25 protein-coding genes are annotated in these 24,253 nt (G+C 58.6%); 13 read left to right on the top strand and 12 right to left on the bottom strand.

Translation table 11 applies throughout. The annotated features are described in order from the left end of the window. Positions 1–9: 9 nt before the first annotated feature. Together C4S72_RS13920 and C4S72_RS13915 are read right to left on the bottom strand one after the other, a co-directional pair. Complete coding sequence (locus tag C4S72_RS13920; protein ID WP_104003743.1) at positions 10–678, bottom strand: TetR/AcrR family transcriptional regulator; 669 nt, start codon at positions 676–678, stop codon at positions 10–12. 220 nt (positions 679–898) lie between these two features. Beyond that, on the bottom strand, positions 899–1,786 hold the full coding sequence (locus C4S72_RS13915; RefSeq protein ID WP_104003742.1) for a LysR family transcriptional regulator: 888 nt from the start codon (positions 1,784–1,786) through the stop codon (positions 899–901). Between the two features lie 115 nt (positions 1,787–1,901). Here C4S72_RS13915 and C4S72_RS13910 point away from each other — a divergent pair, with 115 nt between their 5' ends. Continuing rightward, positions 1,902–2,147 (top strand): DUF2798 domain-containing protein, encoded by a 246-nt coding sequence (locus C4S72_RS13910; protein WP_235009145.1) that lies wholly within the window; start codon positions 1,902–1,904, stop codon positions 2,145–2,147. 114 nt (positions 2,148–2,261) lie between these two features. Here C4S72_RS13910 and C4S72_RS13905 read toward each other — a convergent pair whose 3' ends face one another. The 6 genes from C4S72_RS13905 to C4S72_RS13880 all read right to left on the bottom strand — a co-directional run bounded on the left by C4S72_RS13905 (position 2,262) and on the right by C4S72_RS13880 (position 8,369). Beyond that, complete coding sequence (locus tag C4S72_RS13905; protein ID WP_104003741.1) at positions 2,262–4,175, bottom strand: TRAP transporter permease; 1,914 nt, start codon at positions 4,173–4,175, stop codon at positions 2,262–2,264. Positions 4,176–4,199: 24 nt separating this feature from the next. Next, positions 4,200–5,162: a TAXI family TRAP transporter solute-binding subunit gene (locus tag C4S72_RS13900; protein ID WP_104003740.1), complete on the bottom strand. Its 963-nt coding sequence runs from the start codon at positions 5,160–5,162 to the stop codon at positions 4,200–4,202. A 100-nt stretch (positions 5,163–5,262) separates the two neighbouring features. Then, positions 5,263–5,577 carry a non-heme iron oxygenase ferredoxin subunit gene (locus C4S72_RS13895; protein ID WP_104003739.1) on the bottom strand — a complete coding sequence of 105 codons (315 nt, stop codon included), beginning with the start codon at positions 5,575–5,577 and terminating at the stop codon, positions 5,263–5,265. 19 nt (positions 5,578–5,596) lie between these two features. Continuing rightward, on the bottom strand, positions 5,597–6,067 hold the full coding sequence (locus C4S72_RS13890) for an aromatic-ring-hydroxylating dioxygenase subunit beta (RefSeq protein ID WP_200826767.1): 471 nt from the start codon (positions 6,065–6,067) through the stop codon (positions 5,597–5,599). Positions 6,068–6,070: 3 nt separating this feature from the next. After that, on the bottom strand, positions 6,071–7,327 hold the full coding sequence (locus C4S72_RS13885) for an aromatic ring-hydroxylating dioxygenase subunit alpha (RefSeq protein WP_104003737.1): 1,257 nt from the start codon (positions 7,325–7,327) through the stop codon (positions 6,071–6,073). A 58-nt stretch (positions 7,328–7,385) separates the two neighbouring features. After that, entirely contained in the window at positions 7,386–8,369 is a 984-nt protein-coding gene (locus C4S72_RS13880) for a 2Fe-2S iron-sulfur cluster-binding protein (protein ID WP_104003736.1), read from the bottom strand. A gap of 134 nt (positions 8,370–8,503) precedes the next feature. On the opposite strand from C4S72_RS13880, the gene C4S72_RS13875 reads away from it, so the two are divergent. Next, the gene (locus tag C4S72_RS13875) at positions 8,504–9,409 is read left to right on the top strand and encodes a LysR family transcriptional regulator (protein ID WP_104003735.1); all 906 of its coding nucleotides are present in this window, start codon (positions 8,504–8,506) and stop codon (positions 9,407–9,409) included. A 33-nt stretch (positions 9,410–9,442) separates the two neighbouring features. On the opposite strand, the gene C4S72_RS13870 is transcribed toward C4S72_RS13875, so the two are convergent. Beyond that, on the bottom strand, positions 9,443–10,360 hold the full coding sequence (locus C4S72_RS13870) for a LysR family transcriptional regulator (RefSeq protein WP_104003872.1): 918 nt from the start codon (positions 10,358–10,360) through the stop codon (positions 9,443–9,445). Positions 10,361–10,476: 116 nt separating this feature from the next. Between C4S72_RS13870 and maiA the strand changes: the two genes are divergently transcribed. From maiA to C4S72_RS13830, 8 genes are all read left to right on the top strand, one after another. Further along, positions 10,477–11,118, top strand: coding sequence for a maleylacetoacetate isomerase (gene maiA / locus C4S72_RS13865; RefSeq protein ID WP_104003734.1), 642 nt, complete (start codon positions 10,477–10,479; stop codon positions 11,116–11,118). Positions 11,119–11,205: 87 nt separating this feature from the next. Beyond that, the gene (locus C4S72_RS13860; protein ID WP_104003733.1) at positions 11,206–12,237 is read left to right on the top strand and encodes a cupin domain-containing protein; all 1,032 of its coding nucleotides are present in this window, start codon (positions 11,206–11,208) and stop codon (positions 12,235–12,237) included. Positions 12,238–12,331: 94 nt separating this feature from the next. Next, positions 12,332–13,030, top strand: a complete 699-nt coding sequence (locus C4S72_RS13855; RefSeq protein WP_104003732.1) for a fumarylacetoacetate hydrolase family protein — start codon at positions 12,332–12,334, stop codon at positions 13,028–13,030. 120 nt (positions 13,031–13,150) lie between these two features. After that, positions 13,151–14,122: a TRAP transporter substrate-binding protein gene (locus C4S72_RS13850; RefSeq protein ID WP_104003731.1), complete on the top strand. Its 972-nt coding sequence runs from the start codon at positions 13,151–13,153 to the stop codon at positions 14,120–14,122. Between the two features lie 56 nt (positions 14,123–14,178). Then, a complete protein-coding gene (locus C4S72_RS13845; RefSeq protein ID WP_104003730.1) occupies positions 14,179–14,709 on the top strand; it encodes a TRAP transporter small permease in 531 nt (176 codons plus the stop codon). Continuing rightward, positions 14,706–15,974, top strand: a complete 1,269-nt coding sequence (locus C4S72_RS13840; protein ID WP_104003729.1) for a TRAP transporter large permease — start codon at positions 14,706–14,708, stop codon at positions 15,972–15,974. Before C4S72_RS13845 ends, C4S72_RS13840 begins: the two co-directional genes overlap by 4 nt. Positions 15,975–16,180: 206 nt before the next feature. After that, a complete protein-coding gene (locus C4S72_RS13835; RefSeq protein WP_104003728.1) occupies positions 16,181–17,038 on the top strand; it encodes a PA4780 family RIO1-like protein kinase in 858 nt (285 codons plus the stop codon). Positions 17,039–17,097: 59 nt separating this feature from the next. Further along, positions 17,098–17,439, top strand: a complete 342-nt coding sequence (locus tag C4S72_RS13830; RefSeq protein ID WP_104003727.1) for a type II toxin-antitoxin system Phd/YefM family antitoxin — start codon at positions 17,098–17,100, stop codon at positions 17,437–17,439. An 11-nt stretch (positions 17,440–17,450) separates the two neighbouring features. On the opposite strand, the gene C4S72_RS25780 is transcribed toward C4S72_RS13830, so the two are convergent. Both C4S72_RS25780 and C4S72_RS13825 read right to left on the bottom strand, forming a co-directional pair. After that, positions 17,451–17,627 (bottom strand): hypothetical protein, encoded by a 177-nt coding sequence (locus C4S72_RS25780; RefSeq protein ID WP_160115521.1) that lies wholly within the window; start codon positions 17,625–17,627, stop codon positions 17,451–17,453. A gap of 74 nt (positions 17,628–17,701) precedes the next feature. Then, positions 17,702–18,217 carry a M48 metallopeptidase family protein gene (locus C4S72_RS13825; protein WP_104003726.1) on the bottom strand — a complete coding sequence of 172 codons (516 nt, stop codon included), beginning with the start codon at positions 18,215–18,217 and terminating at the stop codon, positions 17,702–17,704. A 143-nt stretch (positions 18,218–18,360) separates the two neighbouring features. Here C4S72_RS13825 and C4S72_RS13820 point away from each other — a divergent pair, with 143 nt between their 5' ends. After that, entirely contained in the window at positions 18,361–19,461 is a 1,101-nt protein-coding gene (locus C4S72_RS13820) for a M14 family zinc carboxypeptidase (RefSeq protein WP_104003725.1), read from the top strand. Between the two features lie 17 nt (positions 19,462–19,478). Further along, positions 19,479–20,252, top strand: a complete 774-nt coding sequence (locus C4S72_RS13815) for an alpha/beta fold hydrolase (protein ID WP_104003871.1) — start codon at positions 19,479–19,481, stop codon at positions 20,250–20,252. Between the two features lie 321 nt (positions 20,253–20,573). Here the strand turns inward: C4S72_RS13815 and C4S72_RS13810 are convergent, their stop codons facing one another. Beyond that, the gene (locus C4S72_RS13810) at positions 20,574–21,443 is read right to left on the bottom strand and encodes an aldo/keto reductase (RefSeq protein WP_104003724.1); all 870 of its coding nucleotides are present in this window, start codon (positions 21,441–21,443) and stop codon (positions 20,574–20,576) included. Positions 21,444–22,311: 868 nt separating this feature from the next. On the opposite strand from C4S72_RS13810, the gene C4S72_RS13805 reads away from it, so the two are divergent. After that, complete coding sequence (locus C4S72_RS13805) at positions 22,312–23,688, top strand: acetamidase/formamidase family protein (protein WP_200826766.1); 1,377 nt, start codon at positions 22,312–22,314, stop codon at positions 23,686–23,688. Positions 23,689–24,253: the final 565 nt, after the last annotated feature.

Below are 24,253 nucleotides of genomic sequence, written 5' to 3'. Positions count from 1 at the left end.
CCTGGCTACTTAAACCGGCGGGTTGCCGGATTCGGGCAGCAGAAAAATACTCAGTACTTCATCGACAATGCGCTGTTCCAGGTTGCTCGCGCTTCGGGTATGTGCAGGCAGCAGCGCCGGTGTCGTCATCGGTAACGCCAGTGCCGAGGTCAGCATACGCACAAACAGCTCGGGCTCCCGGGCTGCGACCACGCCAGCCGCCTGTGCTTTGCGTACGATGCCGTGAGCGGGTAGCAGCAGTGGACGGGTCAGCTTCTCGATAATGATTTCAAGACGCTGGGAGTGGGCGTTGGACTCCTGTAGCAGGAAGGCGGTAAACGCCGGTGTTGCCATGCAGATATCCGCATAGAGGCGGATAAAGCCCTCCAGTGCCTGTCGCGGCGATTGCTCACTGAGGCTCTCCAGTGCGGCAAGCCTGTGTGCATAATCCGATTCAAATTTCTCCGCAAGATGAGCGATAACCGCCTGCCAGAGCTGCTCCTTGTTACCGAACAGCCTGGCGCAGAGCGCCACATCAACCTGGGCCTCGCGGGCGATCATGCGCAGGCTTGCACCCTCATAACCCCGTTGGGCAAAGGCGCGGATCGCCGCGTGGATCAGCGCTTCGCGGCCGGAGATATCCTGGCTGCTGCGCCGACCCCGCCGACGCGGTGCGGCAGACTTCTGTTGCTCGGTCATAGGGTCTGGAGTATTGGGTTATCGGTGTCAGTGATGCAGGGGAATTAAATCAACAACTGTTGATATTTTTTCTGATCGGCAGAAAAGAATCAATTCGAAACTCTGCAACGCCACTGTTGCCGGGAGCGAACCAATAGAACGTGACGATCGATTTTTGGCGGTAAATATGCAACGGCTGTATGGCGTTAAGGGAGTTGCCGCCGAGCCGTAGACGCCTGGCTCAAAGGCCTGGCGCGTTATTGAACCAGCGCTGTTCACGCAGGAAGTCGATTAACGCATCCCGGAACACCCGGGCGCGAATCGACAGGGCGCGTTGATAGGGCCAGATCAGGTAGATCGGCCGGTCGGCACCGCTCCACTCGGGCATTACTCGCACCAGGCTGCCGTCAGCCAGGGCGTCATGCACCAGGCTCAACGGCAGCAGGGCAACGCCGGCACCCGCCTTGGCCAGGTTCAGGGTCACCGACATATCGTTGCTGAGATGCTGATGCTGTTTATTAATGGGAGAGGTCTGCCCAGCGTTGTGCAGCGTCCAGTCACTGAAAATATCGGCGGCGATGGTCGGTGCCTCGGCCAGGGTGTCGAGCGTTTCAGGCTGAGGTCCCTGAGGTGCCGCCACCAGCACCGGTGTTATCGAGCCGAGATGTTTCTGGATCAGACCCGAGCTCTTCTGCTCGCCGGAACAGATATTCAGATCGGCGCGGGCGTCGGTCATATCGGCGCTGGGGTCGACCAGGTTCAGGCTCAGCGAGATCTGGGGATAACGGGCTACGAACTGCTGCCAGAACAGATCCAGAGGGCCGCTGCCGATATTGCGCGGCGCGCAGATGCGAAGGCCCCCGGCCAGCTCATTCAGTGAGGCATCCAGATCGGCCAGGCGGGTTTCCACCTCGCGGATATAGGCGGCGCATTCATCGTAATAGCGCTGTCCCGCCGGAGTAAGGCTCAACCCCCGGTTGCTGCGGTGGAGCAGCTCCGAGCCCAGGCTCTTCTCCAGCTCGCTGACGCGCCGGGATACGGTGGCGATCGTCATTTCAAGTGCAGCAGCGGCGCCACTGAGGCTGCCCTTTTCCACGGCGGCGATAAAAATACGCAGGTTATCCAGCATGTGTTCGGGCTTCAGCTTCTCAAAAATGCAAACAGTGCTAACGATTATCGGTATGTTCGCTAAATATGCAATCGCATAGGCTGGGTGCATCGATTAACCGGATAGGAGACTTTCGATGAAGCTGTCTATGAATCTTGCTATGAAGCACCGGATTCTGTTTGCGATCCTGATGTCGCTGGTGCTGACCTTTTTTATGTCCGCCTGGGTCACGTTTCTTAACGTGGGGCTGATCGAGGGCTTTCTCGATTACTGGATGCACGCCTGGATACTGGCCTGGCCCGCGGCTGGGGTAATCTCGTTTATCAGCGGCCCGGGGATTCACCGCTTTGCTCATTACCTGGCCCGAACAGAAGCAGGCTGAGTGCAGCTTTAGACAAAAGAAAACCCGGCGCTGAGGCCGGGTTTTTTGTTTGGCGCTGTTTAGACGCCTTTTCGCAGGGATTGCTCTTTCTCTGCTAGGACTTTTTTCTGATGACTACTCGGTGCGTACCGCCAGCCGGCCCTTGGCCGAGCAGGAGAAACCGATCAGCAGGCCCAGGATCACCAGCCCCGCCAGGCGGGCGCCGATCAGCAGTTCGGTTTCTCCCGGTAGCGGCACCAGGAACAGGGCGCCGGCGATCATGAACGCCAGCCGTGCCGCCGGTTTACGCTTGTGGCCCAGGTAGCCCACAAAACCCACTGATACGGCCCAGACACCCACCAGTGCCGAGACCACCGATACCGCGATCGACATGGGATCACCGATCAGCAGCAGTGCCGGTGAGGTGACGAACAGGAAGGGGATGATGTACGCGGTCCAGCCCAGACGCATGGCGGTAAACGAGGTCTTTATCGGGTCCGCCTTGGCGATACTCGCGGCGAAGAACGCACCGATGGCGATCGGCGGCGTGATCATCGACATCATGCCCATGTAGAAGATGAACAGATGTGCGGCGATCGGTTCTACGCCCACCTGCACCAGCGAGGGTGCGACTAGTACCGCCAGCAGGAGATATACACCCACGGTGGGCATACCCATGCCGAGCACGATGCAGACCGCAGCGGCGATCACCAACAGCAGGAACAGGTTGCCCTGGCCGAGCTGTACCAGCGCGTAGGTCAGGCCGAAGCCGAGACCGGTGACGTTGAGGATGCCGATAATAAAGCCAGCCGCTGCGCCGATCATGATGATATCGACGATGGAGTGACCGGTTTCAGCCAGCGCATCGCGGATATCGGCCAGCCCCATGCGTTTGCCGTTATAGCCACGCACTAGACCTACGATCAGCGCACCGAGTGCCCCCCAGAGGGCGGCGGTTTCCGGCCTCAGGTTGAAGAAGAACAGGGCGCCGATTACGCCTGCGAAGGGGATGGCAAAGATCCAGCCCTGGCTGAATACCTGCTTTTTCGGCGGAATAAGTGCCGGATCGATCTTTTTGATCTCCTCCTTGGCCGCTTCCAGATCCACCTGGATATAGAGCGAGGCGTAGTAGAGGATCGCCGGCACCAGCGCCGCCAGTACCACTTCGGAGTAGCTGATCTGCAGGAACTCCGCCATCAGGAACGCCACGGCACCCATCACCGGCGGCATGATCTGCCCGCCCGTGGAGGCCACGGTTTCGATGGCAGCGGCGGTCTGCGGTTTGAAGCCGCCCTGTTTCATCATGCGGATGGTCACCACGCCGGTGGCGACGATATTGGAGACCACCACACCGGAGATGGAACCAAACAGCGCTGAGGCGATGGTGGCGATCTTGCCGGAGCCGCCCTTGGAGCGGCCCATCAGTGTCAACGCCATATCGTTGAAGAAGTCGGCGCCGCCTGAGCGCAGCAGCAACTGGCCGAACAGCACGAATCCGATAACGATGGTAGCGGCCACGCTGAGGGTGAGGCCCAGCATGCCGTTGGTATCGATACCCACGTAGACCATCAGCCGGTCCAGATCGATCTGCCGGGTCTGCAAGGGCCCTGAGAAGTTATGCCCCACCAGGGCGAAGGTGAGAAACGCCAGCACTACGATCACCAACGTGATGCCGATGACGCGGCGCAGCCCTTCCAGTACCAGCACGAAAAACAGGCCGGAAAGCGCCAGTGCCGCCGGAGGCATATCCAGCTGTCGCTCCACCAGCATCGGGTACTGTACCGCCAGATACAGGCCCGCGATAAAGGCGACAACGGCTACGCAGGCATCCATGCCACGCCGGGCTGGATTTGCCTGGGGTTTGAGGAACACCAGCGCCAGGCTGGTGCCAAGCACCACCGCCAGGTACTGCTCGGTATAGATCGCCAGACCGATACGGCTGAACAGATCGGATGCGTAAGCGATAGCGGCAATGGCGATAAGAGACCCGAGCAGGGTCCTTGTCGCTTTCAGTGCCTTGGGTTCATGAACGGATACATGATCACTCATGACAGACCTCCTGACGGCAACTGATTACTCTTGCCAGAGTCCCTTTTCCTTGAAGTAGCGCACGGCGCCCGGGTGATACTCAAGGGAGGGGTAACTTTTGTGCGGGGTATCCACGGTCAGGTTTCTGAAGCCGGGGAACAGTTCGATGAGCTTCTCCTTGTTCTCCAGCACCGCGGCAACCATCTGGTAAACCTGTTCATCGGAAACGTTAGCACCCACCACCAGCACGTTATCCCAGGTCACCATTTCGATCGGCTTTTCGACGCCGGCATAGTGCGGAGCGGGATTGACCACGGAGTAGTAGAACGCCGGACGGATCTTGGCCATCGCTGCGTTGGCGGTGTCGTCGGAGGCTACCGGCAGGAATTTCACCCCGCCGACTGAAGCATCAACCTCGGCCACTTTCGGGCCGCCTACGGCGAAGTAGGTGGCGTCGAGACGTCCGGAAGAGAGGGCGTCGGCGGCGCGGATCAGGTCAGGGACCGGCACCTGGTCCACATCGTCCCAACCGAGACCGCCGGTGGCGAGCATCGCCGCCATGTGTGGGCGACCCAGCGGGAAGGCATTCCAGCCGCCGGCGACCTTTTTACCCTTGAGATCAGCGATGCTGTCGATACCCGAGTCTTCGCGTACGAAAATGCCGATCGGCTGCGGGCTGATGCGCAGCGCCACGCGCAGATTCTTGCGCTGGCGGTCGTTGTAGTCCTCTTCGCCGCGCACGGCGACGATCACATCGTTAACGTCATTGATGGCGAACTCGGCCATGCCCTGGTCCACCGCATCCATCATGGCGCGGTTACCGCTGAACGGCTGCACCAGCGCGTTGATGTTCTGTTCGGAACGGGCCACGTTGGCCATGGCGGTACTCATGGTGTTCCACACCGAGCCCTGGGGTGGTGATGCGAATGAGAGCATCTGGGCGGAGGCCAGGTTGGCACCGAGGGTCAGAGACAGGCCGGCTAGGGCGGTAAGAACTGTGCGTTTCATTATTATTCTCCAGAGTCTTTCTTGTTATATCGCTGCGGTTCTCTATCAAAGGATCTCTTTTGAGCGTTCTCTCTTGGTTGTTCGCTATCAGAGGCCGCGATCAGCCGATCAGCAACAGGACCTCCTCGCCATCGACACGGGTGTCGTAAGTGCGCACGTCTTCGGTGAGCGGGTCGCACATCGCTTTGCCGCTCTTGATGCAGAAACGGCCCTGGTGCAGCGGACACTCGATCTCGCCATCCTCCAGGAAACCATCGCTGAGCAGCGCCTGGCCGTGGGTGCAGACGTTATCGGTGGCGAACACCTCGCCCTCGTATTTGTAGAGGGCGATCTGGCGGCCTTCGACGGAGACGCCGATCACATCGTCATCGGGGATCTCGTCCAGTGCGGTCACCTTGATCCAGTTGTCGCTCATAAATACCTCCGGCCGATGCTCAGATCGGGTAGATCAGTGAGTTGAGAATCATGTCGTTGTCGAACACGCAGATGCGTGACTCGATCTTCAGGCCATCCGGGGTATTGCGGATGCGGTCGATGTAACGACCCACATTGAACACCTGGGCGATGCCGTCGTTCTTGGTGCGGAACACGGCATAGTTGGCCTCGCAATCGATCAGCTCGGGCGTCAGTGACTTGATGCGCGGTGCCGATACCACATGGTTCTGCATGTACGGGTCATGGAAGATGGTTTCGGTGATGCCGTAAATACGGTCCTTCAGCATCCCTTTGCCTTCGAGCGACAGCGCCGCCATCGGCAGATTGCGCTCGTGGTTCTCACGCGCCTGGATGCGGTAGGTGCAATCTTCGGTGAACATCTCTATCCAGCTGTCCCACTCCGCGGCATCCACGTTGGCGGCGTATTCCTGGTAGAACTGTGTCAGTTGCAGGTAGATCTCCATATTCATCACTCAGTCCTCCATCTGCTTGCGCCAGTATTCATACATGCCCCGGATCAGTGTTTCCGACACCATGTGGTCGGTATCGCCGATCTCGCGGCCACCCAGTTCCGCAAGGGAGCGGTGGAACGGCTTCTGCTCAAAACCCTCCTGGGAGAACTCGATCACCTCGCCGTCATCGGCGGAGACAAAGCCGGCCGGGCCGAACAGGTTGGCCTGGCGCAGGCGGCGCTCGGTCATCTCCTCGGTATCGTCCTCGTAACCGAAATGGGTCCAGACGAAGTCGAAGGAGTCGTGGCCGTTGGGCTGGATATGACGGGTGCTGACGCTGTTGACCTGCTGCTGCAGGATGACGCTGGGGAACAGGGTCATCATCACGGCTGTGGGGCCGTTCCACCAGGGTTCCACTTCCACATCGAGGAAGCGCGGATCGTGCAGCTTCATCTCTTCCTTGAAGCTGCTGACGCCGGTGGTCTGGGCGTTCTTGCCGCCTTCGCCACGGGTGGAGATCATCGCTGCATGACGGTGATGTTTGTCCATCTTCAGCTCGGAGCGGTTATCGGCGCGCCAGAGACCGAAGGTGACAAACCAGGTGTGCAGCAGGCCCGGGTGGTAGGGATCCTTGATGTTTTCCATCATCAGTTTCCAGTTACCGGGAATACGCTGCTTGTTGTAACCGAGCAGCTTGAGCTTGCGGCCGTTAAACATGCGGTCGAAGTAGTGCAGCATCTCCGGACCGACGAAATCCTCAAAGGATTCCGCTTCCTGATCGAAGGTGGCGAACACCACACCGCCACGCTGGGCCACGCGCAGCTGGGTCAGGCCGTGATCGGCGGGTTTGAAGTCCTTCGGCATGCCGCCCTTGACCTGGCCGTCCTGCTTCACGCCGCGGCGGAAAGGTACGCCCTGCAGGTTGCCTTTCAGGTCGTAATTCCACTGGTGGTAGGGGCAGACGAACTCTTTGGCGTTGCCGTGCTTCTTGCGGCAGAAACGCATGCCGCGGTGTGCGCAGACGTTCTCGACCACGTTGATCTCGCCATCGGCGCCGCGCACCATGATGACGGAACGTTCGCCGATGACGGTGCGCTTGAAGTCACCATGTTCGGGGATTTCGGCTTCCAGACCCACGTAGCACCAGTGGTTCTGGTAGAACAGCTTCTCCAGCTCCTTCTGGTGGGTCTGTTCATCGGTGTAAACCTTGAAGGGAATGCGACTTGTATCCGGCTGATCCCAGACCGGACGCATCGGGATGTGAGTCTCGTTGCTCATCTTGTTTACCTTCTTATCGTTATTGTCTGTGTCTTTTTGCGGGGGCTGAACCGGGTGTTCAGACTCCGCTGGGATAAAACGCGTCTGCGTAGATGTGATCCATATCGGCGCCGCGCCTGGTGGCTGCCAGTGAAGCGGCTTCCACCATTGCCGGTGCGCCGGCGAGATAGATGCGCCAGTCGCTGAGGTCGGGGAAGTCTTCGGCCAGCACATCGGTGACCAGTCCCAGGCGGTACTGCTTGTGCTCACCGGTGTGGCTCAGGCAGATCTGGTAGTTGAAGTTGGGGAAGTCGGCGGCCAGGGTGTTCAGGTAGTTGAGACCGTAAAGATCTGCTTCGGTACGGGCGCCGAACAGCAGGTGGATATCGTTCTGCATGCCCGATTCCAGCGCCCCACGCAGGATCGAGAGGATCGGCGCAAGGCCGGTGCCGGTGGCGATGCAGAGCATCGGGCCTTCATGTTTTCGGCGCAGGTAAGAGGCGCCCAGAGGGCCATTCAGCTTCAGCTTGGCGCCCACCTTGATATTCTCATCCAGCTGGGAGGTCACGCGGCCACCGGGGACCAGGCGGATATGGAACTCCAGCTCGTTATCCTCTGCCAGCCCCGCCATGGAGTAAGCGCGGGTGCCCTCTTTCCAGAAGGTCAGGTTGGCGTACTGGCCCGGCGAGTACTCCAGCGGCTTGGCGGTTTTCAGGCGTAGCCGGCGAACATCGTCAGCCAGCACATCAAAGGCGGTGACTTCAGCCTTGAGTGTTTTAGTGGGGTGGATGATCACTTCATCCGGTTCTGGAATCTCGATCTCGCAATCGCTTTCCACAGAACTCTGACAGGCGAGAACATACTGGCCGTTGCTGGCCAGACGGCCCTCGGCAGCGATCGGACCTTTCACTTCGCCGCTAATTACTTTGCAGCGGCAGGTGCCGCAGCGGCCGGAGAGACAGCTGTACGACACGGGTACTTCATTATCGCGCAGCAGGTCCAGCAGGCTGGTGCCGGTGGCGGCGGTAAGCGTCTTGTTTATTGGTTTTATACGCACTTCCATCGTCCATCGCTCCGTAACTATGGCTCGTTGATGACGTGGAAATCACTATAGGCAGGGGAGTGTTATTCAGATATAAAAGATCCGGAATACACATTATTCACGAAACTAATAATAAAAATGGTGTGAGGTGAACGATGGTTCGGTTGCAGGATATCGATCTGAATCTGCTGATCGTGTTTCAGCTGATGTACCGGGAACGCAAGACAGGCGCGGTGGCCGAACAGCTGGGACTGTCCCAGCCCGCCGTTTCCAACGCTTTGGCGCGACTGCGCAAGGTGCTCAACGATGAACTCTTTGAGCGCACGGCCAGGGGGATGCGGCCCACACCCTATGCCGACAATATCGCCGAATCCGTCGGCTATGCCCTCAGTACCCTGCAGGACGGGCTCAATTTTGAAGAGCGTTTCGACCCTGCGAAAAGTGATCGTACCTTCTGTATTTCCATGACCGACCTGGGGGAGATGTACCTGCTGCCCCGGTTGATCTCCTACCTGGCGCAGCATGCGCCGCAGATCTCAATCAGCACCGTGCGCGATACCGGTCGTTCCCTGAACGAGGAGATGGGCGCGGGGGCTGTGGATCTGGCGGTGGGACTGCTGCCGCAGCTGGAGGCGGGTTTCTACCAGCGCCGACTGTTCGATCAGGACTATGTCTGCCTGATGCGCCGGGATCACCCGCTGGCGCAGGGGGAGCTGACGCTGGAGCGCTTTTCCGAAGCGCAGCATATCGTGATCGAGGCGCGTGGAACCGGCCACGGCCGGATCGAAGAACTGCTCAAGCGCAGTGGTGTTAATCGAATCGTGAGACTGAAACTGCCCAACTTTATGTCGGCCCCCTATATCGTCGCCGAGACCGACCTGGTCGCCACAGTCACAGAGAAGCTTGCGCTACAGACCGCCGACAAGCTGGGGCTGGTGGCCCATCCACATCCAGTCGAGTTGCCGTCGGCGCAGATCAACCTGTTCTGGCACCGGCGCTTCCACCAGGACACCGGCAATATCTGGCTGCGTAACCTGCTATTCCAGCTGTTCTCGGAGTGAGAGCTTCTGCAGATAACGCAGGAAAGTCCGCCCTCAGATAAAGCGGGTGGACTCCCTGAAGCTGTTCAGCAGATCCACCAGGGTGGGTTCATCCTGCACATCTTCACGCCAGCACATGCCCACCGAGCCTTCGTCGCTGTCGATATCGATATCCAGCGGCTCCATCAGACCACGGTCGTTGAAATGATTCGCTACGCGCTCCGAAGCGACAGAGATCATATCGGTGTATTGCAGCAGCCAGAGGTTACCCACCTGGGAGGTGGACTCTACCCGGTAGTTGGGCGGTTTTCGCCCGGCCCGGGTCAGCGCTGCATCCAGTTTGGTGCGGATCGGGGTGCCGTCCGGCCAGACGATCCAGTCGTACTCGTAAAGATCGTCCCAGCTGACCTTGCCGCGCTGGGCCAGCGGGTGACTCAGGCGCGACACCACCCTGATGCGCTCGTCGTAAAGCTGCTCGCTGCGAAACTCCAGCGAGGGGCGATAGTTGTCCAGCCGACCCACCACCACATCCAGTTCGCCCAGCTTCAGCTTGGCCAGCAGGGTGTTCATGGTGTTCTCCTGCACCTGCACCTTGGAGCGTGGGTGCAGCTCGAGAAAACGGGCGATGGCCGCCGGTACAAAACTCGGCGCAGAAGCGGGGGAGGTGCCGATCGCCACGCTTTCGGCGGCGCCCTCATGCACCGCCTCGATGTTCTGCTGCGCGCGCTCCACCTCGGTCTGAATCCTGCGTGCATGGGCGATCAGCATCTGCCCCAGTGCCGTTGGTCTGAGGCCCCGGGCGTGACGCTCGAACAGCTCGCCGCCCACGTCCTCTTCCAGCTCTTTCAGCCAGCGCGACAGCGAAGGCTGCGTCGTGTAGGTCAACCGTGCGGTTTCACTGAGGCTGCCGGTATCACCGAGGGTGATCAGCAGCGGCAGATGTTTAAGGCGTATATGTCGTGTCCAGTCCATGATGTTACCCATGTCAAAAATGGTATGGGAGCATGCTTATATATCATTAGTCGATATAGGTCGGCTCGACAATAATGGCTCCATCGCTATAAAGCAACGAACCACAGGAAAGCCAGATGCAGCTTTACAGTTTCTTTAACAGTTCCACCTCATACCGCGTGCGTATCGCGATGGCGCTCAAAGGGCTGAGCTACGACTACCAGGGTATCAACCTGCGTGCCGGCGATCAGCGCAGTGAGGATTACCAGCAGGTCAACCCGGCCAAGGGTGTACCGGTGCTGGTGGACGATAACGGCGTGTCCCTGAGCCAGTCCATGGCGATCATTCAGTATCTGGATGACACCCATGAAGGCTGCCGTCTGATTTCGCAGGGTGTCCTGGCCAAGGCGCGGGTACTGGAACTCTCCAACCTGATCGCCTGCGACATGCACCCGGTGAACAACCTGCGCATTCTCGGTTACCTGGTGAAGAACCAGGGTGCCGACGAGGCGCAGAAAAAAGAGTGGTACGCCCACTGGATCGCCGAAGGCTTTGCTGCTGCGGAAAAACTGCTGGAACGCCACGGCAGCGGCCCCTACTGCTTTGGTGACGAGCCGACCCTGGCGGACTGCTGCCTGGTACCCCAGGTGGCCAACGCTTCGCGCTTCGGCTGCGACCTGAGCCCCTACAAGCGGGTGATGGCGATTTACGGACACTGCCTGAAGCAGCCAGCGTTCAAAGAGGCTGCACCGGAAAATCAGCCCGACTATATCGTTTGACAGGAAAGTATCGGCTGATAACCCCGATTAGCAGAATTAGAAAGTACCTTAAAAGATAACGACCAACCCAAGACGAGGATAATAACGATGCAGTCTCTGGGCACACTGGAAGAGCTTCCACAGGAATACCGTGACGACCTTACCGACCTGAACCTCGTGCCGTTGTGGCCGAGCATGCGTGCGGTGCTGCCCTACGGTGTTCCGACCCGCAAAACGCAGACCCTCAACTGGCGCTACGAGCAGGTACGTCCGCTGCTGATCAAGGCCGGTGAACTGACGCCGATGGAGAAAGCGGAGCGCCGCGTGCTGGTGTTGGCCAATCCGGGTCACGGCCTTACCAACATGCAGGCAACGCCGAGTATCTACCTGGGCCTGCAGCTGATCCTGCCGGGCGAGACTGCGCCAAACCACCGCCATACCCCTAACGCGGTGCGCATCATCGTCGAAGGCGAGGGCGCCTACACCACCGTGGATGGTGAGCCCTGCCGCATGGATCGCGGTGATCTGATACTGACCCCGGCCGGTAAATGGCATGAACATCACCACGAGGGCGAAGGCCCCATCGTCTGGCTGGATGTGCTCGATCTGCCGCTGATCTACTCGCTGGAAGGTTCCTGGGCGATGGAAGGCCAGCCGCAGCAGGATGTTAAGGCGCGGGACAAATCCTTTGCCGATTACAGCGCCGCCGGCGTGGTACCGAACCTGAACTTCCAGCGTGAGAACACCGATGCGCCGATGCTGCGCTACCCCTGGAGTAAGACCCGCGCCTGTCTCACCGAAATGGCTGCGGATTACGCCGAAGGTCTGCTACGCATCAGCTACGTGAACCCTGAGACCGGCACCAGCCTGTTCCCGAGCATAGGCTTCGGCGCCATCATGCTGCGCCCGGGCGAGACCCTCACCCTGCCCAAGCGCACCACCGCCTGCATCTTCCACGCGGTGGAAGGCGCCGGTTCCTTCCAGGTGGATGGCGGAGAAGCACTCAGCTGGGTGGAGAAAGACACGCTCAGCGCGCCGGGTTACAGCGATATCACCCTGAGCAACGCCTCGGGCACTGAGCCTGCGTTCTTTATCACCGCCGATGAAGCGCCGCTGCACCAGTATCTCGGCATCTTCTGATAGCCGCCCCGGCCGAGGCCGGGGCCCGTTGCACGCTACTCAACGACCCAACTTATACAGCCCATACAACAGCAAGAATTAAGAGAGACAGATCATGGCTAACACAGTATTCCCCGTTCCCGCTCCGGTACTGGCCCCGATCCAGGGTTCCGATGAGACCTTCCCGGTTAACCGCATCTTCTGCGTCGGCCGTAACTACCTGGCCCACGCCGCTGAAATGGGCGTGGCTGTGGATAAGAGCAAGCAGGAGCCGTTCTACTTCAACAAGCATCCGGCCTACCTGGTTGAATCTGGTGCGGCTATCGATTACCCGCCTCAGACCGAGAACTACCACTATGAGATGGAGTTCGTGGTCGCCATCGGTAAAGCCGGTTTTGAAGTGTCCCAGGAAGATGCGGACGACCTGATCTGGGGTTACGCCTGTGGTCTGGATATGACCCGCCGTGACCTGCAGCTGAAAGCGCGCGAAACCGGTCGTCCCTGGGATCTGGGCAAGGACTTCGAAGAGTCTGCGATCCTGTCTCCGATCGTACCTGTAGCCCAGACCGGTATCGTCACCGAAGGCAAAATCGAGCTGGCCGTTAACGGTGAAACCAAGCAGTCATCCAATCTGAACCTGCTGATCTGGAACGTGCGCGAGATCATCGAGCACCTTTCCAAGTTCTACCACCTGCAGCCGGGCGACATCATCTACACCGGCACCCCTGAAGGTGTGGGCCCGGTTGTTGCCGGCGACAAGATCACCGGCAGCATCGAAGGTGTAGGCGAGATCGCGCTGACCATTAACAAGTAAGCGCTGCAGTTCCAAATCATTAGCAGTTCGCGCCGGTGCTGACCCCGCAACCGGCGCCCTTTCTATGCTCGCGCGAAGACTCGCAGACCATAAGAAACAGAACAACAACGAGGTTTTGTGATGCTGACTATCAAGAAACTGATCTCCTGTATGGCCCTCGGTGGAACCCTGCTGACCAGCGCCGCGACCCAGGCCGAAACCCTGCGTCTGGGCCATGTGACCCCGCCGAGCCATATCTGGCACAAGGTGGCAGAACGCTTTAATGACAACCTTAAAGCGGCCACCGACGGCGACGACAAAATGATGATCTTCCCGCTTGGCAAACTCGGCGGCCCGGATCAGATGATCGACCTGCTCCAGTCCGGTGGTCTGCAGCTGGCGATCCTCACGGCCAGCTCTGTCGCCAATCGCTATGAGCCGATGAACGCCTGGTTCCTGCCGTACACCTTCAACAACGTCAGCGAAGCCGCTGCCGCGACCCATTCGCCGGAAGCCCAGCAGATGCTGGAAGATCTGAAAGAATACAAAATGGTGGGCCTGGGCTACGCCATGGCCGGTATGCGTCATGTGCTCTCCGCCGAGCCGCTGACCAGCATCGAATCGTTCGAGAACAAAAAGGTCCGTGCCTTCCCGAACCCGGTCTTCAACGACTGGTGGTCTGAACTGGGCGCTGCGCCCACCGCACTGCCGCTGGCTGATGTCTCCTCCGCACTGACCACCAACCTGCTGGACGGTGTCGATGTGGACCTGGATATCGTGGTCGGTCTGAAGATGTACCAGCAGGCGCCTAACCTGACGCTGACCAACCATATGGCGTTTCCGGCGGTAGTGGTTGCGTCTGAAAAATGGTGGTCTGGCCTCTCTGCCGAGAAGCAGCAGACCGTGATGGACGCCTTCAAGGAAGCGGAAGCCTGGGGCTTCGAGCAGCAGGCCAAGGCGGAAGTCAGCAACCTGCAGCTGCTCAAGGATGCCGGTGTCAGCGTGAATGAGATTGACCAGAGCACCCTGCGTGAAGCGGCCGGCAAGATCGTTCAGAAGTACACCTCTTCCAACGAAGCTATCGCTGAGTTCTACAAGGCTCAGACCGAGTAAAGCGAGAGACCGGGCCCGCTGAGACGAAAACTCAGCCCGGGCCCGCAGGGATTGCCATGATCAAGTTAATTGAACGGCTCGACAGGGGAGTGGCGCGTGTCGAATTCACGTTGCTGATCGCCCTGATTGCGGCTCTTACGCTCATCCTTTCCGCTCAGGTTCTCCTGAGATATCTGTTTAGCAGTCCGCTGTTCTGGGCTGAGGAAGTCTCCGTTCAGATTCTTATCTCGGCCACGTTTATCGGTGTCAGCTATCTCACCTTTGCCGATTCGCTGGTGCGGGTCGACTTCCTGATCGATCAGTTGCCGCGGGGCATTCAGAATGCACTGATCTTCCTTCTGCGGCTGGTCGGCTTCGGGGTGCTGGTGATCTTCTGCTACTACGCCACCGACTGGATTCTGCGCCCGGAGATCAAGACCGATATCTCGCCGACCACCGGGCTGCCGCGCTGGTACAACTACTCCATTCTGGTAGGTGCTTTCTACTGCATGACCTGGCATATGCTGGCCAAGCTGATCCTGTTCCGCCCCTATCAGCATACAGACGCCACGGGCACAGACACCCAGGGCGCCGGAGGTGAGGCATGATTACCACGCTGACGTTTTTTGTGGCGTTGCTGGTCGGCCTGCCGATCTTTATCACCCTGCTGCTGGGCACGCTGGTGTTCCTCTGGCAGACGGATCTGACGATTCTGATGAGTTCGCTACCGATCCAGCTCTATGGTTCGCTGAACCAGAACGGCCTGCTGGCGATTCCGCTGTTTATGCTGGTGGGCGAGCTGATGAACAAGGGTGGGCTGACCAGCCGACTGATGAACGCCGCCGAGGTGTTCGTCGGCGGTTTTCGCGGTGGTCTGGCCTATGTGAACCTGCTCACCAACGCCATGGCTGCATCGATCCTTGGTTCCGCCACGGCGCAGATCTCGGTGATGAGCCGGCTGATGGTGCCGACCATGGTGGAGAAGGGCTATAACAAGGAGTTCTCCGCCGCGGTCACCATGGCGGGCGGCCTGCTGGGCCCGATTATTCCGCCGTCGATGCTGATGATCATCTATGGCGTAGTGGCCTATCAGCCGATCTCCGCGCTGTTTATCGCCGGTATCCTGCCAGGCCTGGTGATCATCGCCGGCTTTGCCATCGTGATCTTTATCACCGGCCTCACCAAGGGACTGCCCAAGGGGGAAATCCGCCATCGTGAGACACTGAAAAAAGATCTGATCGGCGGCCTGCTGCCGGGGGCTATCCCCGCCGTGGTGATCGTCTGCATCATCTCCGGTGTAATGACGCCCACCGAAGCGGGCGCCATCGCCTCGATTCTGTCGTTCCTGCTTGGCAAGTTCGTCTACAAGGCGATCGCCCTGCGTGACCTGCCGCAGATGTTCGGCTCGGTGGCGATCAATACCGCGACCATCACCGGCCTGATCGGTATCGCCTCGGTCTTTGGCTGGGCGCTGTCGTTCGAGGGCGTGCCGGACATGATGGTCGAGTACATCACGGGGCTCACCGATTCACCGGTGATGTTCCTGATGCTGGTTTACCTGCTGGTGATCCTGCTGGGCATGTTCCTGGAGAGCATCAGCGTGATGATCGTTATCGTGCCGATCATCCTGCCAGCTGCGGTCTCCTACGGGATCGATCCTATCCATTTCGGCGTAATCATCAGCCTGGCCACCCTGGTTGGACTGGTGACACCGCCGGTGGGCCCTGGCCTGTATATCGCCATGACCGCAGCGAACCTGCCCATGGGGCGTCTGTTCATAGCGATGCTGCCGTTCCTGGCAACCATGCTGATCAGCATGCTGATTATCGCGCTGATCCCGCAGATTTCACTCTGGCTGCCCAGCCTGATGTGACCCCTTGCTTTATCGCAGTGAAACCTTCCCGCCCCTGTTCAGGGGCGTTTTTTTGCCTGCTGCAAAGCCAATCACTGAAAATCGGCCTTTATGATCGATTCCAGATGCATAGTATTTGAACAGATCGCCAAGCCGACATAACCTGTTTAATAGTCTTGCTGCCCTGAGCAGCTAATCGGTAGCCACCGCCATTAAACAGGAGTGCCATGAAAACCCCTAAACGCCTTATCCCGCTGTTGGAGGATGGCCTGATCGACGAAGTGCTGCGGCCGTTGATGAGTGGCAAAGAGGCCTCGGTTTATGTGGTCCGCTGTGGTGACGAAGTGCGCTGCGCCAAGGTGTACAAGGATGCCGAGAAGCGCAGCTTCAAAAAGGCGGCGCTCTACCAGGAGGGACGCAAGGTGCGTAACTCCCGCCGCGCCCGCGCCATGGAGAAGGGCTCCCGCTTCGGCCGCAAGGAAACCGAAGAGACCTGGCAGAACGCCGAGGTCGATGCGCTTTACCGCCTGGCCGCCACCGGCGTGCGTGTGCCGGAACCCTACGGTTGCTTCGATGGTGTGCTGCTGATGGAGCTGGTCACCGACGATGAGGGCCGGGTGGCGCCGCGTCTCAATGACGTGGGCATGTCCGCCGAGCAGGCGCGCGAAGATCACCTGATGGTGATGGAGTACGTCAAACGGATGCTCTGCGCCGGGCTCGTGCACGGCGACCTGTCGGAATTCAACGTGCTGGTGGATGACTACGGCCCGGTGATCATCGACTTGCCCCAGGCGGTGGATGCCGCCGCCAACAAAAACGCCCGTGCCATGCTGGCCCGGGATGTGGATAACATGACCCGTTACTACGCCCAGTACGCACCGGAACTGATGGAAACCCGCTATGCCGCAGAGATGTGGCACCTATTTGAAGCGGGCGATCTGACGCTGGAAACCGAACTGACCGGCCTGGTGGAAGAGGACACCCACAGCGCCGATGTGGATTCGGTGATGGCCGAGATCCAGCAGATCCTGCGTGATGAAGAGAAGCGGCGGGAACGGTTGAAGGCGGGGATGGAGGATGAGTAGTCAGTCCAGTAAGGGCCTGGCTTCAATACTCAACTGAGACTAAAACGGGCTGCGGAACGATGAATGTTATTTCCTTCAGTGATGCGAGTTTCGATTTAGAGCAGGTAATGGATGAAGTCTGTGAGTCTCATGAGCCTGCTTTGCTAAAAAGGCGTCAAGGAGAGCCAGTAGTTATTCTGTCCAAGCGTGACTACGATGGCATGATAGAGACCCTTCACCTGCTCAATAGCCCGTCCAACGCAGCGCGCCTGCTGCAATCGGTGGCACATATCAAGGCCGCAACAATAGATGATCGACACGGGTCTGAACTGAAAGCGGCTGTGCTGGACGGGGAGCGAAGCGGAGAGAGCAATTTATCACTGCGTGATATTGCGGCTGAAATAAAGCGCACGAAGGTCTAAAGAGGGTAACCTCATAGTTTTTTCAATGGTGGCGTCCCGCTCTCTTTCCCAGTAGTTCCGAGCTTGCTGGTCGCCTTAGCATCCTGCGCATAAGCTGTCGTCTCGCGGCTCGCCTGTTTCTCACCTCGACGCATAGCTCCGGCTTCCCGGACGCTTTGGCAAAGCGCATCGAACAATGAGTCATCCATATTCAGCTCTCCTCGCTTACTTGCTGTTCAATAGCCTAAGCGTCTTGGCAAGGGAAGTCAGCGACGCCCGTTGATCAACCCCACAACTCCCCAAACCGATCCCGGTGACAGAGATACAGCCGCAGGTCGAACTCCAGCTGATGGTAATCCGGTTCCATATAGCTGCAGAGCTTGTAGAACGCCTTGTTGTGTTCCTTCTCGCGCAGATGCGCCAGTTCATGTACCAGGATCATCCGCAGCAGTGGCTCCGGCACCCGCCGGAACAGGGATGACACCCGGATCTCGTTTTTCGCCTTCAGCTTGTTGCCCTGCACCCGCGACACATAGGTGTGCAGCCCCAGCGCGTTGTTGATCACATGGATCTTGTCGTCGTAGATCACCTTGCTGATCGGCGACGAGCTGCGCATAAACTGGTTCTTGATCCCCTGGGCGTAGTCATACAGCGCCTTTTCCGAGCTAAGCTCATGGGGCTGGGGATATTTCTTTAGCAGCCAGGGGCCGGTCTTTTCGTTATCGAGCAGGGACTTGGCCTGCTGCTGGATATCGGGGCTGTAGCAGCTGAGGTAATTGGTGGTTTTGGGCTGATTCATGGCGATAGCGTAGCAGGGCTGAAATAGGGCGTGGCTAGTATTGTAGAGCGGTTGAGGGGCGCAGTGCTATGTACGCGCAGTTTGCCCCACACGCTGAGGACTACACTGGATTCAAACGACTTGGATCAGGCCGGATCAACGAGATGGATACGCTTACCCAACCGGACACACTGGATCGTGAACAGACACTCAGGCAGCAGTACTACCGTGACCGGTTGCCGGAGATGCGCCTGCTGGAAAAGCTTATCCACAAGGGAGGGGATGCGTTTCGGGTCGAGGTGCTGACAGAGGTACTCGACGGCAAGGCGCCGGAGGGTGGGCTGGTGTTGCCGGTCTACAGCCTGGAGCTGGGCAGCACCGCCAAAGATGCACCGGTGCTGCTTCTCAGCGGCGGTGTGCACGGCATCGAGCGGATTGGCACCCAGCTGCTGCTGGCCCAGCTGGGTACCCTGATCAGTCGCCTGAAGTGGGATGAAGGGCTAAACCATTCGCTGACCAAAATGCGCCTGGTGATGGTTCCGCTGGTGAACCCGGTGGGGATGGCCAGGGGGCTGCGCAGCAACGGCCAGGGTGTCGATCTGATGCGCAACGCGCCGGTGGATGCGCTGGCGCCCCGTCCCTGGCTGGTGTCCGGTCATCGCTATAGCCGCTGGCTGCCCTGGTATCGCGGCCGCAAGGGCGACCCGATGGAGGCCGAGGCCGAGGCGCTCTGCGAACTGGTCAGCCGGCAGATCGAGCACGCCCCGTTTACGCTGGCGCTGGACTGCCACTCCGGTTTTGGTATGCGTGACCGGGTCTGGTTTCCCTACGCCAATGACCTGAGGATGATGGAACACGCCGCCGAACTGCACGCCATGGTGCGTCTGTTTGAGAAGGCGCATCCGAACCATCCTTACCTGTTTGAGCCCCAGTTTCACCACTACCGTACCCATGGCGACCTTTGGGATTACCTCTACAGCGAACATCTGGAACGCGCCGGCCAGGTGTTTCTGCCGCTGACGCTGGAGATGGGGTCCTGGCTCTGGGTGAAGAAAAACCTTCGTCAGCTCACCAGCTACAAGGGGCTGTTTAACCCCCTGGTGCCGCACCGGCAGAAGCGCACCCTGCGCCGGCATCATCTGCTGCTGGAATTTATGATCAACGCCGTGCGCTCCTGGCAGAACTGGCTGCCGCTGGAGCAGGAGCGTCAGCGCCATCATCGCAACGCCGAACGCCGCTGGCTGGAAGAGGAAAAACAGGGATGACCGGGGAACGCCAGAGCATGCCAATCGAGAAAAACGAACAGAAAACCGAACTGAAAAATGATGCCCCCTGGATTCTGTTGCGCGGGCTGGCGCGGGAGAGCCGCCACTGGGGTGACTTCCCCGAGCAGTTAAGCACAGCACTGGGCGTAGAGGTGTTCTGCCCCGATACACCGGGCAACGGCAGGCTCAACGGCGAAGCCAGCCCGCTGAGCATCAGTGCAACGTTGGAAAGGGTAAGGCGGGAGATAGGCTACCGTGCCCCGGTTAATCTGCTGGGGCTCTCCATGGGGGGCATGATCGCCACCGAGTGGGCGCGGCTTTATCCACAGGAGGTCAGTGCCTTGGTACTGGCCAACTCCAGCTTCGGCAACTTCAGCCCGCCGTGGAAGCGGCTCTGGCCCAACGCTTTTCTGTCGCTGATGGGCTCCCTGCGGCTGACCACCGAACAGCGCGAAGTGCGGGTGTTTGATCTGATTTGCGAACGCTCGGAAGATCGGCAGGCGCGGGTGGATGAATGGGTAGGTTATTCCCTGGAGTGTCCGCTAAGCCCGTCCAACTTTGCCCGGCAACTGGCCGCGGCGGCCCGGTTTCGAGCGCCGGATCAGACGCCAGTGGCCAATACGCTGGTGATCAGCGGCTTGGGGGATCGCCTGGTGAATCCGGATTGCAGTGCGGCGATAGCGAGGCGCTGGGGTGTGGAGCTGAGGGCACATCCCGAGGCGGGGCATGATTTGACGCATGATGCGGGGGAGTGGGTTGTTGATACGCTTGTGGAGTGGGGCGGCAGGTAATTTGTGCATTGGAGCACTGGCTTAGCGCACCTTTCGCCTGCTGGCGAGTCAAGGATCTTGGACGGCCAAGATCCTTAACAATCCTAAGCCGCCCCGACAGCTTGATCGGCTGCGCCGATTACCCTGTGCTTCTCGTCTGAAAGAGCGGGACGGGAAACTCACCGCTTCGCGGCTCAAACAGCCCGTCCCTTATTCCTCTTTCAGCCTGCGATGCTCGGCTGCGCTGAAGGGGAATGGGGTGCGATCAGATGGTTTGGGGTCACTGGGAGATCTTGCTTGGGCTCCGATTTCCAAAAGCACTCACAGCGCTTGATCGCGGGATCAGTCGTGGATCTTTACGCCCAGGCAGCCACGTACAAACTCGGGCTCAAAGTGCTTAACCGCTTCGCCCACATAGCCCATATCGAGGCTGGCGATCTGCTCCATTTCGGCAGCGCTCAGCTCGAAATCCCATACCGCGAAGTTTTCTTCGATACGGTTCGGGTTGGTGGACTTGGGGATCACCGTTACGCCGCGCTGAATATTCCAGCGCAGTACCACCTGAGCGATGGAACGGTCATGTTCTGCAGCGATCTTCTGCAGTACTTCGCTGTCGAACGGGTTATACCGGCCGCCACCCAGCGGTGCCCACGCCTCCGGGTGCACGTTGTAGTGCTTCATGGTTTCCAGGGCAGCGGGCTGCGCAAAGAACGGGTGCAGTTCAACCTGGTTGACCATCGGCTTGATTTTTACCGTTTCGCAGAAGTTGGCCAGTACGTGCGCGTAGAAGTTGGAAACGCCGATCGCTTTCAGTTTGCCCTCTTCGTAGGCATCTTCCAGAGCACGCCAGGCGCTGAAGTAGTCGCGCATCGCCTGATGCAGCAGGTAGAGGTCGATATACTCAAGGCCGGTGCGCTCCAGGGAGGCATCGATCGCCGCTTTGGCCATATCGTAGTTGGCCATATCCTGCACCCAGAGCTTGGAGGTGATAAACAGCTCTTCGCGTGTGCACAGCCCTTCTGCGATCGCCTCGCGTACCGCCTCACCGACCGCATCTTCATTGCCGTATACCGCAGCCGTATCGATCAGACGATAGCCGGTACGAATGGCCGTCAGGATCGACTGTTTGCACTCTTCTTTGTCGGTGACTTTAAAGACGCCGAACCCTTCCATAGGCATCTTGAGATCGTTACTTAATGTTGCATATTCCATAGTCAAGGCTCCAGGGTGATGGGTTGATTCTAGCTCTTCAAAACGTCAGCGTTTCTTGAGGAAATCAGAGTAAAAAGAGTTCGTGTCTTGCGACTCTGACGCCCGCATAACACTGCATAACTGGCTGAGGAGGTTATCGCAAAGAGCAGTCAAAAATTAGCCGCTGTGTTTCGACAGCACTAATCGATAAGGGTCATAAGTAATAATTGGATTTCTGAATTCCATGATTACGCCTCATTAATAACGCGAGCATGTTTGGTGCGAAGCAGTGCATAGAGGGGACTTTGTGAGCAACCGGATACGGAAATGACGTGGGGGAAGGTTAGCCCAGATTGCTAACTTTGTGGGTGTTGAGTCTGGCTGATTTAGCTGTGCTGGCAGCACTGCTTGGATGAAGGTTTCGCCTGCTGGCGAAGCAAGGGTATTGGACGCCCAATACCCTTGCTAATCCCAAGCCGCCCCGACAGCTTGATCGGCTACGCCGATTGCCCTGTGCTTCTCGTCTGAAAGAGCGAGAAGGCTTTCCACCTTTAAGGAAGTCGCCGCTTCGCGGCTCAAACAGCCCATCCCTTTTCCTCTTTCAGTCTGCGATGCTCGGCTGCGCTGAAGGGGAATGGGGTGCAATTAGTTGGCTTTTTGGGAAGGCGGATGGTTAGCAGTTTATTTCGCACTATAACTGGTCGTTTTGTATACAAGGCGCTTGGATACGGGCGTGAAAACCAGATTATGCCCGGATGTAAGGGGCTTAAGTTTTCAAAAATCTTTAAGTGTTTGTTTTGTCGAGTGATTTATAGCCCGCCTGTGATACCTCTCCATGGCATGCATGCTGCTTACATCTATTCGCCAGTTAACTACGGAGGTACGAGGAATGATGAAGATTCAACCGGCTTCAACTCATCAGAAGGGAAAGGTGGTTAAAAACCTGACCCTGTCCGCTCTCGCGTTAAGTATCAGTGCACCTGCCCTTGCGATTGAATGTGAAACCCCGTCGGGCGTCCCGCAACATCACCTGCTTGCAGCCAACAGTGACACGGTGCACTGGGGCTATTTCAGTAAGGAAGTGGAGCCGCAGATTGCGGTGCAGTCCGGTGATTTCGTCACCATCGAAACCCTCACCCACCATGCCAACGACGATGCCTCGCGCATGATCGAAGGCGATGCCGGCGCGGAAAGCGTGTTCAAGTGGGAAAAGGGCGATAAGGGCGTCAACCGACGTGGTGCTGGCCCTGTGGATGCATCCATTCTCGGACGTGGCGCCGGTGAAGGCTTTGGTGTGCATGTGCTCACTGGGCCGATTTATGTCTGCGGGGCGGAGCCGGGCGATATTCTGGAGGTGAAGATTCTGGATATGACGCCTCGTCCTTCACAGAACCCGGAATACGCAGGCAAAACCTTCGGCAGTAATGCCGCGGCCTGGTGGGGTTTCCACTACAACGACCTGATCGAAGAGCCCAAGCCGCGGGAGGTGATCACCATTTATGAGATGGACGCCACTGGCGCCACCAACTGGGCCCAGGCTGTGTATAAGTACAACTGGGTGCCCCAGACCGACCCGGACGGCGTGCTGCATGAAACCATCGACTACCCCGGCGTACCGGTGGATCACAGCACTATCGAGAAGGATATGAACGTGCTGGAGGGCGTACGCATCCCGGTACGTCCGCACTTCGGCACCATGGGCGTGGCACCGGCCGAGGCTGACTTCGTCGATACCGTGCCGCCCGGTTACTTTGGCGGCAACATCGACAACTGGCGTATCGGCAAGGGCGGCACCATGTACTACCCGATCGCAGTGGAAGGCGCACTGCTCAGCGCAGGCGACCCGCACGCCGCCCAGGGCGATTCCGAGCTGGCCGGTACCGCCATCGAAACCTCCTACACCGGCGTTGTGCAGGTGATCCTGCATAAGAAGGATGAGCTGGCCGACACCGTGATGGAAGGCCTGGACTTCCCGCTGCTGGAAACCGATTCGGAATACGTGGTGCACGGCTTCAGCTACGCCAACTATCTGGAGGAACTGGGCGAGAGCGCGCAAAGCGATATCTATTCCCAGTCTTCCATCGACAAGGCGATGCGTGATGCCTTCCGCAAGATGCGCACCTTCCTGATGACTACCAAGGGCCTCAGCGAAGATGAAGCGATCTCCCTGATGTCGGTGGCCGCCGACTTCGGCGTGACCCAGGTTGTGGATGGCAACTGGGGGGTACATGGGGTTATTGAGAAGGGGATTTTTCCGGCTAAGTGATTAGCCTTCCTTGCCAGTGAAACGGGCCTTGCTTGGTTGTGAGGTCCGTTTTTTTGTCTGATGGTTGAGGGATTGGTGGTGGGTTTGTGCTTGGCAGCACCGGCTTAGCGCACCTTTCGCCTGCTGGCGAGTCAAGGATCTTGAACGGCCAAGATCCTTAACAATCCTAAGCCGCCCCGACAGCTTGATCGGCTACGCCGATTCCCCTGTGCTTCTCGTCTGAAAGAGCGGGACGGGAAACTCACCGCTTCGCGGCTCAAACAGCCCGTCCCTTATTCCTCTTTCAGCCTGCGATGCTCGGCTGCGCTGAAGGGGATTGGGCTGCGGTTAGTTGGTTCTGGTGTGATTGGAATATCGATATTTTACTCTGAGCCCGATTTCCCTTGCTTATGCTCGTTTTGCCACATATTCATGCTCATTTGCCACTGGCGATTGGTGGGAAATTGGTCCAATATCAAGACATTATGGAAAGGCCGCTGTGAGATACTGAGCACAGCAAAGCGTAAAAATGCGCATGCTCGTTTTCACCGGAAGAGAATGGCTGTGATATCTCGATTTATCTTTT

This window comes from Marinobacterium lutimaris, assembly GCF_900108065.1.
GTDB lineage: Bacteria > Pseudomonadota > Gammaproteobacteria > Pseudomonadales > Balneatricaceae > Marinobacterium_D > Marinobacterium_D lutimaris.
The sequence above is the reverse complement of the archived record's forward strand: the minus strand, read 5'-3'. Positions and strand labels throughout refer to the sequence as shown.